The 14621-nt window shown below is 64.3% G+C and carries 8 protein-coding genes and 2 pseudogenes; 6 read left to right on the top strand and 4 right to left on the bottom strand.

Annotated features, from left to right (window positions below):
- Window positions 1-517 precede the first annotated feature (517 nt).
- The 3 genes and pseudogenes from tssE to tssD form a co-directional block, all read right to left on the bottom strand.
- On the bottom strand, window positions 518-952 hold the full coding sequence (tssE, locus tag HV744_RS26845) for a type VI secretion system baseplate subunit TssE (RefSeq protein ID WP_175152400.1): 435 nt from the start codon (window positions 950-952) through the stop codon (window positions 518-520).
- On the bottom strand, window positions 949-3666 hold the full coding sequence (gene tssH, locus HV744_RS26840) for a type VI secretion system ATPase TssH (protein WP_175152399.1): 2718 nt from the start codon (window positions 3664-3666) through the stop codon (window positions 949-951). Before tssH ends, tssE begins: the two co-directional genes overlap by 4 nt.
- 131 nt (window positions 3667-3797) lie before the next feature.
- Window positions 3798-4085 (bottom strand): annotated as a pseudogene (tssD, locus tag HV744_RS26835) (type VI secretion system tube protein TssD); the annotation flags it as partial.
- Between tssD and tssF the strand changes: the two are divergent.
- The 6 genes and pseudogenes from tssF to HV744_RS26805 all read left to right on the top strand — a co-directional run.
- Window positions 4066-5121: pseudogene (gene tssF / locus HV744_RS26830) on the top strand (type VI secretion system baseplate subunit TssF); the annotation flags it as partial. The pseudogenes tssD and tssF sit on opposite strands and share 20 nt — an antisense overlap.
- Before the next feature lie 74 nt (window positions 5122-5195).
- Window positions 5196-6185: a type VI secretion system baseplate subunit TssG gene (tssG, locus tag HV744_RS26825; RefSeq protein ID WP_175152448.1), complete on the top strand. Its 990-nt coding sequence runs from the start codon at window positions 5196-5198 to the stop codon at window positions 6183-6185.
- Between the two features lie 53 nt (window positions 6186-6238).
- Window positions 6239-6850, top strand: coding sequence for a type VI secretion system lipoprotein TssJ (gene tssJ / locus HV744_RS26820; RefSeq protein WP_175152398.1), 612 nt, complete (start codon window positions 6239-6241; stop codon window positions 6848-6850).
- A 344-nt stretch (window positions 6851-7194) separates the two neighbouring features.
- On the top strand, window positions 7195-8136 hold the full coding sequence (locus HV744_RS26815) for an alpha/beta hydrolase (RefSeq protein WP_175152397.1): 942 nt from the start codon (window positions 7195-7197) through the stop codon (window positions 8134-8136).
- A 1144-nt stretch (window positions 8137-9280) separates the two neighbouring features.
- Window positions 9281-11632 carry a UvrD-helicase domain-containing protein gene (locus HV744_RS26810; protein WP_175152396.1) on the top strand — a complete coding sequence of 784 codons (2352 nt, stop codon included), beginning with the start codon at window positions 9281-9283 and terminating at the stop codon, window positions 11630-11632.
- A 47-nt stretch (window positions 11633-11679) separates the two neighbouring features.
- A complete protein-coding gene (locus HV744_RS26805; RefSeq protein ID WP_425497848.1) occupies window positions 11680-12546 on the top strand; it encodes a 5'-methylthioadenosine/adenosylhomocysteine nucleosidase in 867 nt (288 codons plus the stop codon).
- Window positions 12547-12600: 54 nt separating this feature from the next.
- On the opposite strand, the gene HV744_RS26800 is transcribed toward HV744_RS26805, so the two are convergent.
- Window positions 12601-14604, bottom strand: a complete 2004-nt coding sequence (locus HV744_RS26800) for a propionate--CoA ligase (RefSeq protein ID WP_425497850.1) — start codon at window positions 14602-14604, stop codon at window positions 12601-12603.
- Window positions 14605-14621 lie beyond the last annotated feature (17 nt).

Raw genomic sequence — 14621 nt, 5'->3', positions numbered from 1 at the left:
CGGCTGGTAAATGCAAAGAATGCTCGATTATAAGCGGGGCGTGGCGTTGGGGGATTTTTGGTGTCAATGGGAACCGGGCCAGCATCCCGAAGCCCGGCGTCCAGAAGGTTTTACCGAATGGCATGGTCACCTGGCCGCCCTGCGACAACGCGGCGAAGTACTTCTCACCCGAGGCGAGATCGTCCGCCGTGACCGAGAGGCACTGATTGACAAGGAATGCGTGTGGAGTGTGCGCGTAACGTCCAATGTGGACTGGATTGGATGGGTTGAACCACTGGGAGCGACAGACGGCAGACCTCTCACACGATGCTGCCCGCGCATCTCGCCAGCCGATTCTACATCCGGATTCTTCCTGTATTCAGATCGGTCCCGGCAATGCCGTTCTGCCGGTTATTCTGAACAGCAGAGCCGTCATGATGGCGGGCCTTCGCACGTGACGGGTACCATGCCGTGCGGGAGCCCATCAACTCGCGCGGTTCACGACCAATCGAGTCGGACAGGGCATCGGCTACGCGTCTCAGTCACGATCGAGATCGGCTTTCAGCATGTCGAGCCGGGTCTGGCCGTCGGGGGTGAAGTGCGTGCCAAAGCGCACCAGTCCCTCCTGATGCAGACGGCAGCTCATCGTGAAGCTCAGCAGCATGCCCGGCTCTGTTTCCCTGATCTTGATATCGATCGATTTCAGGCGCGGTTCATATTTCAGCAGCGTCGCTTCGATCGCATGTCTGAGCCTGTGTGCGGACGACGGCAGATGCCGATAGATTTCCGACAGGTCGTCGAGCCCATAATCGGGCAGATGCGCAAGCCCGTTGCGGCGACTGTTCAGGATGCGCTGGATGTTGTCCCGCACCGAGAAGAAGGTCTGCGTCGCAGCGTCGTGGTCGTCGATCCGTGCGCCGTTTGCAAAGTGTCCCGTCACCGCTTCGAAGAGTCCTGGTCCGCCGCGTGTCATGCCGCCACCTCGGGCGCGTCATCGAAATCAACGGCGATGCCGCCTTCTGCCGAAAACGCGAGGACGATTCGCGCCGGCAATTGCTGCTTCGCGACGCGCTCCAGCAGTTCACGCGAAAGCACCGGCAGGATCTGCTGATCGAGCAGGCTGTCGATGTTGCGCGCGCCGGAGTCGGGCAGCAGGCACGCCCGCACGAGTTCGGCGACCAGCGCATCGTCGCACGCGAGCGGCACGCCGAAGCGTCGCTCGATCCGTTGCGCGACCCTGTCGAGTTTCATCCGGACGATTTCTCCCAGTGCACCAGACGAGAGCTGCCGGTACACCACGGTCTGAAAGCGGGCGAGCAGCGCCGGCTGGAAATGCTCGACCAGCATCGGCCGGATCGCTTCCATCAGCATGGCGCTGGTCACATCGCCGCCGGCTTCGGCCACCGCTTCAGTGGCGGCCATGATCTGCTCGCTACCGAGGTTGGACGTCATCACGATGACGGTGTTGCGGAAATCGATCATCCGGCCTTCGCCATCGCGCATGAAGCCGCGGTCGAACACCTGGTAAAACAGGTTCAGCACATCGCGGTGAGCTTTTTCGACTTCGTCGAGCAGGATCACGCTATACGGGCGCTGACGCACTGCTTCGGTCAGCACGCCACCCTGGCCATAACCGACGTAGCCGGGCGGCGAGCCCTTCAGTTGCGACACCGTGTGCGCTTCCTGGTACTCCGACAGGTTGATCGTGACGAGCGAGCGTTCGCCGCCGAACATCAGGTCCGCCAGCGCGCGGGCTGTTTCTGTTTTGCCGACTCCCGAGGGACCGGCCAGCAGGAATACGCCGAGCGGCGCTTCGTCGGATTTGAGGCCGGCCTTCGCCGCCCGCAGGCTTTTGCCGACCGCCGCGAGCGCGTCGTCCTGGCCCACCACGATGCGTCTGAGCCGCGCTTCCAGGTCGAGCAGCGTGGCCAGTTCATCTTCGAGCAGGCTGCCCACCTGCACGCCGGTCCAGTCGGCGATCACGCGCGCAATCGCGGCTTCATCGACTTCCGCCTGGATCAGCGTATCGGCGCCATAGCCGGCGAGCTTGTCGTGAGCGATCCTGATCTCCTGCTGGAGATCGCGTCGCTCGGACTCGTCGATTGCGGCGTGCCACTTTTCGCGCAGCGCGACGAGCGTGCTGACGGCGGCTTTCTGGTCTGCATAGGCCTGCTCCAGTGCGTGAAGTTCGCGCGCGAGGACGGTCAGGCGCGCGTCGATAGTAGCCAGCCGCTCGCCGACATCGGCGGATGTCGCGCCTTGATCGTCGATCAGCGCCGCACGCTCGACGTCGAGCGCGGCCCGCTCCGCATGACAGGCGGAAATCGCCACGGGCGTCGCGTCGGTGCTCATGCGCACGCGCGCGGCCGCTGTGTCGAGCAGGTCGACGGCCTTGTCGGGCAACTGGCGGCCCGTCAGATAGCGGCGCGACAGACGCACCGCTGCACTGACCGCGGCGTCGGTGATGTGCACGTCGTGGTGTTGTGCGTAGCGCTCCTTCAGGCCGCGCAACATCAGGCAGGCGTTGTCGTCGTCGGGCTCGTCGACCTTGACCATCTGGAAGCGGCGCTCCAGCGCCGCGTCGCGCTCAAAGTACTGCTTGTATTCGGACCAGGTGGTCGCCGCGATCGTGCGCAACTCGCCGCGCGCCAGCGCCGGCTTCAGCAGGTTCGCCGCATCGGCGCCGCCCGCGGTGTTGCCTGCGCCGATCAGTGTATGGGCCTCGTCGATGAACAGCAGCACCGGCGTCGGCGCTTGCTGGACCGCTTCGATCACGTTCTTCAGGCGCTGCTCGAACTCGCCTTTGACGCCGGCGCCCGCTTGCAGCAAACCAAGATCGAGCGTGAGAACGCTGACATCGCGGATCACCGCGGGCACGTCGCCCTCGGCGATCTTTAGCGCGAGTCCTTCGACCAGCGCGGTCTTGCCGACGCCCGGTTCGCCGACGAGAATCGGATTGTTCTTGCGCCTGCGCGCGAGGATGTCGACCATCTGCCGGATCTCGACATCACGTCCGAACACCGGGTCGATCCTGCCTTCGCGCGCTTTCTGGGTAATGTCGATGGTGAAGCGCTTGAGCGCTTCCGATACCGGTTGAGCGAGCCCGTTCCCGCGCGCCGATGTTGCGGATGGCGGCGGTTTCGTTTCACCGGTGGTGGTGTTTTCGTCCGGGCGTGAAATCACGCAATCCTGCGCGTCGGTCTCGACGATCGGCGCTTCGATGGAGGTCCAGTTGAGTTCGGGCGTGAGGCGCTCGATCTGCGTCGCGGACACGGACAGCAACGCCCACGCATCGGGCGCGCGCAGCAGATGCGGCGCGTCGGCGAGCGCGGCCAGCAGGTGAGCGGAGCGGATCGACGGCGAGCCCTCTTCGAGCGACGCGCGCATCCACGCGGCTTCGAGCAACTGGGCGAGGCGCTGCGACAGTCCGGGTTTGGCGCGCAAGTCATGCGGCAGACGATCGATCGCGTGCAGCAGGCCGTTCCAGATACCGTCCATGTCGAGTTCATAACGGCGCACGATCGCGACAAGGTCGCCTTCGCCCAGTTCAAGCAGCTTGATCAGCCAGTGTTCGACCTCGATATCACGATGGGCGCGTGTCTCGCACAAACTCGCCGCATCGGCGAGCGCGCGGGCGCAATGATCGTTGAGACGGCGCAGGAACGGGGAGAGGTCGCGATGGGTCATGGCGGAAAGCGGCAGGAAAAAGCGCGGAAAAGAAGCACCGGTCCACGCTGCGCGGACCGGCGAAGAGCGGCTGGCTCCCGACTAGTTCAGGAGATCAGCAGGACACATGCCAGCCTTGGGGTGAAGCGCTATTACGAGCGCTCGTTCCACGTGTCGGTGTGGATGATGTTGCCGTCCTTGTACGACCACGTGATCTTCTCGTAGCGCAGCTGCACTTCTTCGAGGTGGTTGTGCTTTTCGTACGCCGGGTTCTTGATGTCCAGCATCTTCGGATTCACCGCCACGACCTTCACGTTGTCGAGCCTGGTGTTGAAGTATTCCTTTTCCTTGCCCGCGTCGTCGATCTTGTACCACTTGATTTCGATCGACTTCAGCGTCTGGCCGCTCGTCACCGCCTTGTACAGATACCAGTTGCTGCTCGAGTACTTCACGTTCCCCGAGAAATTCATGTTCGTCGACCTGCTCGGTCTGGACATGCAGGCCATCGCGCAGGACGCGCCGTATTTCGACGTCGAGGTGGTGCTCGAGAAAACCTATCCGGACGACATGCGCTTCTCGGCCGATAACGTGCGTCTCTTCTGCACTCCGATCATCAACCTGTTCCAGCTGGAAGCGGACCCGATCATCGCGACACAGTTCGAAACCGAATACCGCGTGCACGCGATCGAGCAGTACGGCGACCATGTCGACGTCTATTCGGTCGATACCGTGCAGGGCTTCGAGGCGGGATCGGGCCGGCGCTTCGAATACGCGCCGTTCGCGTCGTTCCGTCATCGCGGCGGCATGTTGCGCCATGAAATGCCCGAGCGTTATTTCCATACGCGCGTGCGGAGCGGACCGTCGGGGCGCTTCGATACGTGGGTCGTGCTGGGCGGCCACGCATGGGAGCAGCAGGTGACGCTGCCGAAGGAAACGCTGTCGCTGTCGGTGACGGGCACCAACGGAATGCTGCCACGCAAGGGCCTGCGCGAAGCGGGCATCACGCGGATGCGCAGCGGCTTCACCAACATCGGCTCGGTGCGCAACCTGACCGCACCGACGCTGCCGGTCTATCCGCCGACCGGCGACCGTTTCCAGTGGCGCGTGCTGTCGCATCTCGCGCCGAACTATCTGTCGCTGCTGAACCCGGAAATCCTGCGCGGCTCGCTGGCGCTGTACGACTGGACCGAGGGCGAGCTGAACAAACGCCGTATCGACGCGATCACCGACGTGAAGCACCGGCTGCTGCAGAAGCTCGTGAAGGGCGGGCTGCAACGCGGCGTCGAGATCGAGGTGACCCTCGACAGCAACCAGTTTGCCGGCGACGGCGACGTCGAACTGTTCGGCGGAATGCTGAACCGTTTCCTTGGGCTGTACGCCACGCTGAACCTGTTCACGAAGCTCGTGGTCGTATCGCAGCCGACCGGTCGCCGGATCGAATGGCCTGATACGAAGGGTGAAGGAGCACCGTTTTGAACGCACCGTGCAGGCAGTTTCCGTCCTGCGCGGACCGCGCGCTGCTGCCGGAATTGCTCAATGACGCCGCGCGGATGAATTTCTTCCGCTTCTGCGAGCTGATCGAGCTGGCCGCGCCGGACAAGCCGCCGCTGGGCACCTCTGATTCGTCTTCTTCAGAGCCGGTGCGATTCCGCTCACGGGCACGGCTTGGGTTTCCGAACCGCGAGATCGATGCGGTGGAATACGACCCGGACAATCCGTCGGCGCCGCCGGCGGTACGCACGACGTTTCTCGGCCTGTATGGCGTCGACGCGCGCATGCCGTCGTACTTCGTCGATGAGGTCGCGCAGAACCGTGACGGTGCCGAGCCGATGGCGGGCTTTCTCGATCTGTTTCACCACCGGGTCGTCACGCAGTACTACCGGGTGTGGCGCAAGTACCGCTATCCGGCGGGTTTCAGAAGCGGCGGCACCGATGAGATTTCGCGCTACCTGCTGAGCTTCGCAGGGCTCGGCTTCGGCGCGCCGGAGATCGCGCAGGCGGTCGGCCCGCGCAAGCTGCTGTCGATGCTCGGGCTCGCGGGCCAGAAAACGCGCACGGCCGAAGGACTGGCGGGCGTGCTGCAGCATGCGGTGCCGGACGCCCGGATCACGGTGGAAGAGTTCTATCCGGTCTGGATCCGCGCCGAGGGTGACACGCCGGGTGCGTTGGGAGCATTAGGAGAGGGCTGCCTGCTGGGCCGCGGATTTTACGACCGCGCGAATACGGTGCGCGTGGTTATCACTCCGACCACCCGCGAGTCGGTGCTCGGGCTGATGCCAGGGCGGGCCAATCACCGCGAGCTCATGGCGCTACTGCGCTTTTACCTTGGCTACGAGGCACGGGCGCATCTGGAAATGCACGTGAGTCCGGAACTGATGCCAGCCCCGCAGTTGAATTCGGATCAGGTCAGTCTGGGTTTCACGACCCAGTTGCCGCAATCCCGCACGCGCGAAGTGGCAACCACGGTCACGCGTGTGCAGTTGGGCGAGTGGACAGGCGGCAGCGACCCCTACGCGAGCCGGGCGCGCGCGGCGCAATGAGACGGGCTCCGGACAGCAATCAATGGATATGGACTACAAAGAGGATCAACAGAATGATGCGACAGCTTCGAACGGGCGCGGCCGTGTTGGCCACCCTTACCGTCGCAGGATGCGGGGTCGGGCAGGCGGTCAAGGACGGCACGGTGGACGCCGCGAAATGGGCGTTCACGACGCAGGTGAAGACCATGAACGTGGACCTCGTCAGCCGGTCGTCATTAAACGCAAACGGCGCTGGACAGTCGTTGTCGACGGTGGTGCGGATCTATCAGCTGAAGACATCGCAGACGTTCCAGCAACTGGACTACGCGCAGTTGCAGATGAATGACATCGATGCGCTGAAGGCCGATCTGCTGGCGACGAAAGATGTCGTGTTGCGTCCCGATGCGAGTGCGAGCATCAGCGAGCCGATGAATGAGAATGCGGAGTATGTCGGCGTGGTCGCGTTCTTCCGCAACGCCGGCAAGGACGCGACGTGGAAGCTGGTGATTCCGAAGAAGCAGTGGAAGAAAACGGACCCGGTGAAGATCGAGGCGCGTGACAACACGCTGACTCTCGTCGGCGCGACGGATGACACGATCAAGCGCAACGCGCCGCAGCAAAGCGTTCCGAATCCGCCGAAGCCCAAGCTACCGGTGGTGACCGAGTATGGGACGCAGGCGGGATAGTTGGCTGACGGGATCGGATTGGCAATCACGCGACGACCGTGAAATCGGTTTAAGCCGTTGTAACGGTGGTCGGAGTTAAGCGAAGTCCACCCCAGACTGCTCAGCAACTTCTCGCCGACCATAGAGCACACCCTGTGCGCGGTGGTCGGCGGAAGGTCCTCTGCGCAGCCAGTCTTCCGGGCGGTGCCTCACGAGCCTCGCTCGAAGAAGCGTCGGCCGGTCCCGCGGTGATCGGGTCGACCGGCTCGCTCATGCTATATCTCAATAGAGATTTGCGCCGCGATGGACTAACCTCTGAACGGGCGAGGTAATCAGAGCGCCATGGTCGTTCCAGGGGAGGCGATATGAAGCACTGTGGATTTGCCTGGGTTATCGTTGGGCCTGGCTGCGCCGCAATCAGCCCGGTTGCGCAAGCCGATCCGCCCCCAGACATCGCACCAAAACTGGCAACCATCGGACGCGTGATCGACCCTGGTGTGACGGGTGCGCTCTACGCGCCTCAGTTGAAAGCTCAGTCCTATGCGGGCGTACGTGTTACGCGAGACCTGAGCTATGGGCCGGACGACAAGCAACGTCTCGACACGTTCGTACCCGAAGCCGCTCCATCGTTGCCGCGCGCCGTGATGATCTTCGTGCACGGCGGCGGCTATGTGCGCGGCGACAAGCATGCGCCCGACAGCCCGTTCTACGACAACATCATGCTCTGGGCCGCGAATCATGGGATGGTCGGAGTGAATGTGAACTATCGGCTGGCTCCTCAAAGCCACTGGCCATCGGGCGCGGAAGATCTGGGGCTCGCGGTACGCTGGGTGCAACAGAACATCGCGGCGCAAGGCGGCGCTCCATCGCGGATATTCCTGGTCGGCCATTCGTCCGGGGCGTCGCACGTAGCCAGCTATGTCGCGCAGCCGCGCTTTTACGGACCCCAGGGCGTCGGGCTGGTGGGCATCGCCCTGATATCGCCCGGCATCATCGATCCAGCAAGCGCCAAAGGACCGGTGCGCGACGCATACTTCGGCGAAGACGCAAGTGTGTATGCGCAACGCTCGTCGCTGCCCGGCATGTTGAGCACGCCGTTGCCGATCATGGTGACAATGGCCGAGTTCGATCCGCCCGAAATTGAGGGTTACGCGACGCAACTGAGGGGGGCGCTATGCGATGCAAAGCGCTGCCCGACGTGGGCACGCTTCGCGGGACACAATCACATGTCCGTGGTTGACTCGTTCAACACCGCCGATGATGAAGTCAGCGCGGCGTTGCTCGCATTCATCCAGGCGAGCCGATAGCGCTTTACTTGTAGCGACCTGCATCAGCCCGCTCCTGCCTGCTTTTGGCTGTCTCACGGGCATGCCTGCGGATGCGGGGCCGGCGGCATCAGTCTTGAGACATTCAATTCCCTGAGCCTTCCGCTTTACCAACAGCTCAGCTTTCGCTGAAGAGCCATCCTGCCTGGAATCGGGCACGAAGCTGGCACCCGACGCCAACAGCACGCAGAGCGGCTTCTTGATGCCTTGTCCGACGTGGCGGCCGGACAGACGCCTATATTCGTCGCCGCGCCCGTGCCTGATTGATTTCAGGCGTGACCAGCACGAACGGCCGAAATCCGCAACATAGTCGGCATTCAGTGCCGCTTAACGAGCGGCCGAGACGGGTCGCTCGCGGCCGGTCGCATCCGACTCGGTCGTCGTACCGACGTAACCGCTTTCGCCAGCTCCGCGCCAAAGAAGCGGTTGACGTTCGCCAGCACAACGCCTGTGTCCGACTTCGGGAATGCCTCCGTCGCTACATAAACGGGCCGCCATGCCGCTCGCGCGGGCCGGGTAATACGTTGAGCCGGGCGTCGGCACGAAGCGTTCAACCAACTCGGAACAGAAGTGAAAGACAGCGCGGGCCTCACGAAGCCGCCGCGTTAGCGCTGTCTGTCTATCTGCGCCCGCACTTTCGTTCATCGGGAAATCGGACGGCGAACAACATCGCGTTTTGCCCTTTCGTCAGGTCGCGTCTCCTCACCGGTTGAATCCGCACCGAAGAGCGGCCAGCGCTCAAGAAATGCGCAGGCCGAGAGAAATAGCTGGCGGTTCCAGGAAGTACCGCTTCGGCGCGCGCCGCGCCGCCGGAAGAATGACTGCCTTGTCACTGGCGCGGAGTGTGCGGGAACACAGATTCCAGATGCGCCACGACCCCCTCCAAGCCAGGAGACCCGCTTAAAAGCTAGCGGTGTGAGCCCGCTTTCTTTGCTTACTTTCTTTGCGGCGGCAAAGAAAGTGAGTGCCGCCCCGCACAGGGGCAACGCCAATAGACCACCATGAATTCAAGGAAAGCGGAAAGGCCAACACCAGAAGAACACAGCCCGAAACCGCCAGACAACCAAAAAAGCCCGACCCCCGCCGGGGCATATAATGACGCACGACCTGCCGCCCCTCCCAAAAAATGCCCGATCTGCTAGCCAATCTCAACCCCGAACAACACGCCGCCGTCACGCTCCCCAACGAGCCCGCGCTCATTCTTGCCGGCGCGGGCAGCGGCAAAACCCGCGTCCTGATCACGCGCATCGCGTGGCTCATCCAGCATGGTCTGGCGTCGCCCGCCACGATTCTGGCGGTGACCTTCACCAACAAGGCCGCCCGCGAAATGATGTCGCGTCTGTCGGCGCTGCTGCCAATCGACACGCGCGGCATGTGGATCGGCACCTTCCACGGTTTGTGCAACCGGATGCTGCGCGCGCATCATCGCGACGCGGGGCTGCCCGCGACCTTCCAGATTCTCGACACCGCCGACCAGCTGTCCGCGCTCAAGCGTCTGATGAAGGGCCTCAACATCGACGACGAAAAGTACCCGGCGAAGAACCTCCAGTACTTCATCAACAACGCGAAGGAACAGGGGCTGCGGCCGAAAGACGTCGACGCCACCGACAACTTCAACCGCAAATTCGTCGAGCTTTACGAAGCCTACGACCAGCAATGCCAGCGTGAAGGCGTGGTCGACTTTCCGGAACTGCTGCTGCGCTGCTACGAGCTGCTCGCGCACAATCCGCCGCTGCGCGCGCACTACCAGGCGCGCTTCCGGCACATCCTGGTCGACGAGTTCCAGGACACCAACAAGCTGCAATACGCGTGGCTCAAGCTGCTGGCGGGCCAGACCAATTCGATCTTCGCGGTCGGCGACGACGACCAGTCGATCTACGCGTTCCGTGGTGCGAACGTCGGCAACATGCGCGACTTCGAACACGAGTTCAACGTCCGCCACCTGATCAAGCTCGAACAGAACTACCGCTCGCACGGCCATATTCTCGACGCCGCCAATCAGTTGATCGCCAACAACTCGCGGCGCCTCGGCAAGAATCTGCGCACCGACGCCGGTCACGGTGAACCGGTGCGCGTCTACGAGTCCGCGACCGATTCGCAGGAAGCCAGCTGGATCGTCGAGGAAATCAAGGCGCTGATCAGCACCGGCACGTCGCGCAGTGAGATCGCGATCCTCTACCGCAGTAATGCGCAGTCGCGCACGATCGAACATACGCTGGTCAACGCGGGCATCGCGTATCGCGTGTACGGGGGCTTGCGCTTTTTCGAGCGTCAGGAAGTCAAGCACGCGCTGGCCTATCTGCGTCTGATCGACAATCCGAACGACGACACCGCGTTCGCACGCGTCGTCAATTTCCCGACGCGCGGCATCGGCGCGCGTTCGATCGAGCAACTCGCGGACGCGGCGCGTCTGTACAACTGCTCGATGGCCGCGGCGATTCCGTATGTCGCGGGCAAGGCCGGCTCGAGCCTCGCGGGCTTCGCGAATCTGGTCGGCAAGATGCGCGCGGAAACGCAGCAGATGAGCCTGCCCGAAACCGTCGAGTACGTGGTCCGCGCGAGCGGTCTCGCGGACTTCTACCAGAACGAGCGCGAAGGCCAGGACCGGCTGGAAAACTTGCAGGAACTGGTCAACGCGGCCGCCGCGTTCGTCAGCGAAGAGGGCTACGGGATGGATACGCCGGCGCGCTCGATTCCGCTACGCCCGGGCGCGACCGCCGCGCCCGAACTGGCGGTCGCCACCGACGATCCGAATACCGTCGTGCTGGACGCGCCCGGCCTCGCCGATCCGGCGCAAAACCCGGACACGATGACGCCGCTCGCCGGCTTCCTGTCGCATGCGTCGCTCGAAGCGGGCGACAACCAGGCGCAAGCCGGCCAGGAAGCGGTGCAGCTGATGACGGTGCACGCGGCCAAGGGGCTGGAGTTCACGGCGGTGTTCATCACCGGTCTCGAAGAGGGGCTGTTCCCGCACGAGAACAGCGCGATGGAATCGGACGGCCTGGAGGAAGAGCGGCGCCTGATGTACGTGGCGATCACGCGGGCGAAGGAGCGTTTGTATCTGTCGTTCGCGCAGAGCCGGATGTTGCACGGCCAGACCCGCTACAACATTCGTTCGCGCTTCTTCGACGAATTGCCGCAGGAAACGCTCAAGTGGCTCACGCCGAAGATCGAGGCGGGCGCGCGCTGGGGCGGCCGTTCGGATAACGCGGGTTATGGGCGCGACTGGTTTGCGCGGCCGGGTTATACGGGTCCGGCATCGTCGACGCCGGCGCCTTTGCCGGCATTCGCGAATGAACAGCGTGCGGCGGAGACGGGTTTCCGCGTCGGGCAGCAGGTGTTTCATACCAAGTTCGGCGAAGGCACGATTACCGCGCTCGAAGGTGGCGGCACTGACGCGAAAGCGCAGGTCAAATTCAAGCGGCACGGCGAGAAGTGGTTGGCGCTCGCGGTTGCGAAACTGCAGGCGGTGGAATGAGCGCGGACGGAGTGGGTGCGGACGGAGTGGGTGCGGGTGACGCGGGTATGACTGGCGCAAGTATGGCAGGCTCGGGCACGACCGACGCAGCGGGCAGGGCTGACTCTGACGCGATCGATATCGATCCGAACCGCAGCGGCGCGCCGGTTTCACATCGGCCGCTGGGCATTCTGGCGGCGTTGCCGCAGGAACTCGGCGATCTGATCGAAGCGATGCGCGCCGAGTCCGGCGTGCGCACGATCACGCACGGTCAGCGCGACTATCACCTCGGCACCGTCCACGGTGCGCCGTGCGTCGTCACCTTGGCGCGCGTCGGCAAAGTCGCGGCGGCGGCGACGGTCAGCGCGCTGATCCATGAGTTCGACGTCGAGTCGGTCGTGTTCACGGGCGTCGCCGGCGGTGTGGGAGCCGAGGTGCGGGTCGGCGATATCGTTGTCGCCGATGCGCTGCTGCAGCACGATCTCGACGCGTCGCCACTGTTTCCGCGTTTCGAAGTGCCTTTGCTGGGCCTGTCGCGCTTTGCCGCCGATGCGGTATTGGCCGACCGGCTCGCCGCGGCGTGCGAGCGCTTTGTCGCGGAAGAGGGCGCGGCGTCGGCGGCGCGCTTTGGCACGCGCGAACCGCGTATGCATCGCGGCTTGATTATCAGCGGCGATCAGTTCGTCGCCAGCGCGGCGGGTGTCCAGGCATTGCGCGTTGCGGTGCCGGATGCGCTCGCCGTCGAGATGGAAGGCGCGGCGATCGCGCAGGTCTGCCATGAATATGGCGTGCCGTGCGCGGTCGTGCGCACGATCTCCGATACCGCCGACGATCACGCGACGGAGTCGTTCGTGTCGTTTCTGACGGAGATCGCGGGGGCTTATTCGAACGCGATTCTGACGCGGTTTCTCGACGCGCGTAACGCGCGAGTCTGAAAACCTGAGGCATGAAGCGCGCGGCGCTGGCTGTATGGTCGGCGCGCGCTTCTCTCACGCTTTCCCCACCTCACCCAGCGCCTCGCGAACCAACTGCAACGCGGCCGGATCTTCGATGGTCGGCAGATCGCCCGGCTCGCGCCCTTCGGCGAGCGCCGCGATCGCGCGGCGTAGCAGCTTGCCCGAGCGCGTCTTCGGCAGCATCGACACCACCACCACGCGTGCCGGCCGCGCAATCGAGCCGAGCTGGCGATCGACCGTCGTCGCGAGTTCGGCTTCCAGCCGGGCGCGCTCACTGGGATCCGCATCGGGTTGCGCGCCGCGCAGCACCACGAAGGCCATCGCCACCTGACCCTTGACCGCATCCGTCACGCCGACCACCGCCACTTCCGCGACAGCCGCATGGCTCGACAACGCCTCTTCGATCTCGCGCGTGCCGAGCCGGTGGCCGGCGACGTTGATCACGTCGTCGGTGCGGCCGAGGATCGTCACGTAACCGTCTTCGTCCTGCACGCCCCAGTCGAAGGTCGAATAGGCCTGCTGGTTCGGAATGCTCGACCAGTAGGTGCTGACAAAGCGGCTGGGGTCGCCCCATACCGTCGACATGCAGCCCGGCGGCAGCGGATAGCCGAGCGTGAGCACGCCTTTTTCGCCGGGCGCACAGGCCTCGCCGGTCAGTTCGTTGCGCAAGGTCAGATTGAAACCCGCCGACGGCACGCCCGGCGAGCCGAGCTTGGTGGGCAGTGTTTCGACGCCGCGCGGAATCGCCAGCATCGGCCAGCCGGTCTCGGTCTGCCAGTAGTTGTCGATCACCGGCTTGCCGAGCGCGTCGGCGATCCACGCGGCGGTCGGTTCGTCGAGCGGCTCGCCGGCGAGGAACAACGCGCGCAGGCTCGACAGATCGGCTTTCTTCAGCAGCGCCGGATCCTGCTTCTTCAGCACGCGCAACGCGGTCGGCGCGGTGAACATCAGATTGATCTTGTGCTGTTCGACGAGGCGCCACCAGATGCCGCCGTCCGGACGGATCGGCGTGCCTTCGTACATCACGGTGGTCAGTCCCGCGATCAGCGGCGCGTAGACGATGTAGCTGTGGCCGACCACCCAGCCCACGTCCGACGCGGTGAACATCGTGTCGCCGGGCTTGCCCTGAAAGATGTGCTCCATCGATGCAGCCAGCGCCACCGCATAGCCGCCCACGTCGCGTTGCACGCCCTTCGGCTTGCCGGTCGTGCCCGACGTGTACAGCACATACGAAGGCTCGTTCGATTCGAGCCATTCGCACGGCACGTGCGCATTGAAGAACTGTTCGCGCAACGGCTCGTAGGCGACCAGGTAGCGCGCGTTCAGACGTTCGGGCGCGAGTTGCCGGTCGATCAGCAGCACGCGCGGCGTCTTGTGGGTCGCGCGCGCGAGCGCTTCGTCGATCAGCGGCGCGTAGTCGATCACCTTGCCGCCGCGCGCGCCGGCGTCGGCGGTCACGATCAGCACGGGCTTCGCGTCGTCGATGCGGGTCGCGAGATTGGGCGCCGCGAAGCCGCCGAACACCACCGAGTGAATCGCGCCCAGGCGCGCGCACGCGAGCATCGCGAACAGCGCTTCGGGGATCATCGGCAGATAGAGCAGCACGACGTCGCCGCGCTTCACGCCGAGCGAGCGCATCACCGCGGCCATCCGGTTGATCTCCGCGTGCAGCTCGGCGTACGTGTAGCGCCGCTCGATGCCGGTTTCGGTCGACACGTACACCAGCGCGTTCTGCTGCGCGCGTTCGGCCAGATGGCGGTCCACCGCGTTATGACAGAGATTCGTGCGGCCGCCGATGAACCAGCGCGCGAACGGCGGATTCGAGCGGTCGAGCACCAGCTCGAACGGCGTTTGCCAATCGATCCGCTGCGCTTCGGCGCCCCAGAAAGCCTCGGGGTTCTCGATCGAACGGCGGTGGAAGTCGCGATAGCTGGTCATCTGCGGCGATCCTTCTGCTGCGTGAGTGAACGGAGGTCGGGTCGTGCGGCCGCGTTGCGCGGCGCGAGTGCAGTATGCATTCGCACAAGGATAGAGCACGCGCGGCGTGGCGGACA

This window comes from Paraburkholderia ultramafica (genome assembly GCF_902859915.1).
GTDB classification, from domain to species: domain Bacteria; phylum Pseudomonadota; class Gammaproteobacteria; order Burkholderiales; family Burkholderiaceae; genus Paraburkholderia; species Paraburkholderia ultramafica.
The sequence above is the reverse complement of the archived record's forward strand: the minus strand, read 5'-3'. Positions and strand labels throughout refer to the sequence as shown.

Excerpts from the sequence above, each read along its gene's own strand:
- HV744_RS26810 (WP_175152396.1), top strand. The coding sequence starts at position 9,281 with ATGCCCGATCTGCTAGCCAATCTCAACCCCGAACAACACGCCGCCGTC.
- tssE (WP_175152400.1), bottom strand. The coding sequence starts at position 952 with ATGACACGCGGCGGACCAGGACTCTTCGAAGCGGTGACGGGACACTTT.
- HV744_RS26815 (WP_175152397.1), top strand. The coding sequence starts at position 7,195 with ATGAAGCACTGTGGATTTGCCTGGGTTATCGTTGGGCCTGGCTGCGCC.
- tssH (WP_175152399.1), bottom strand. The coding sequence starts at position 3,666 with ATGACCCATCGCGACCTCTCCCCGTTCCTGCGCCGTCTCAACGATCAT.
- tssJ (WP_175152398.1), top strand. The coding sequence starts at position 6,239 with ATGATGCGACAGCTTCGAACGGGCGCGGCCGTGTTGGCCACCCTTACC.
- HV744_RS26805 (WP_425497848.1), top strand. The coding sequence starts at position 11,680 with ATGACTGGCGCAAGTATGGCAGGCTCGGGCACGACCGACGCAGCGGGC.
- tssG (WP_175152448.1), top strand. The coding sequence starts at position 5,196 with ATGAATTTCTTCCGCTTCTGCGAGCTGATCGAGCTGGCCGCGCCGGAC.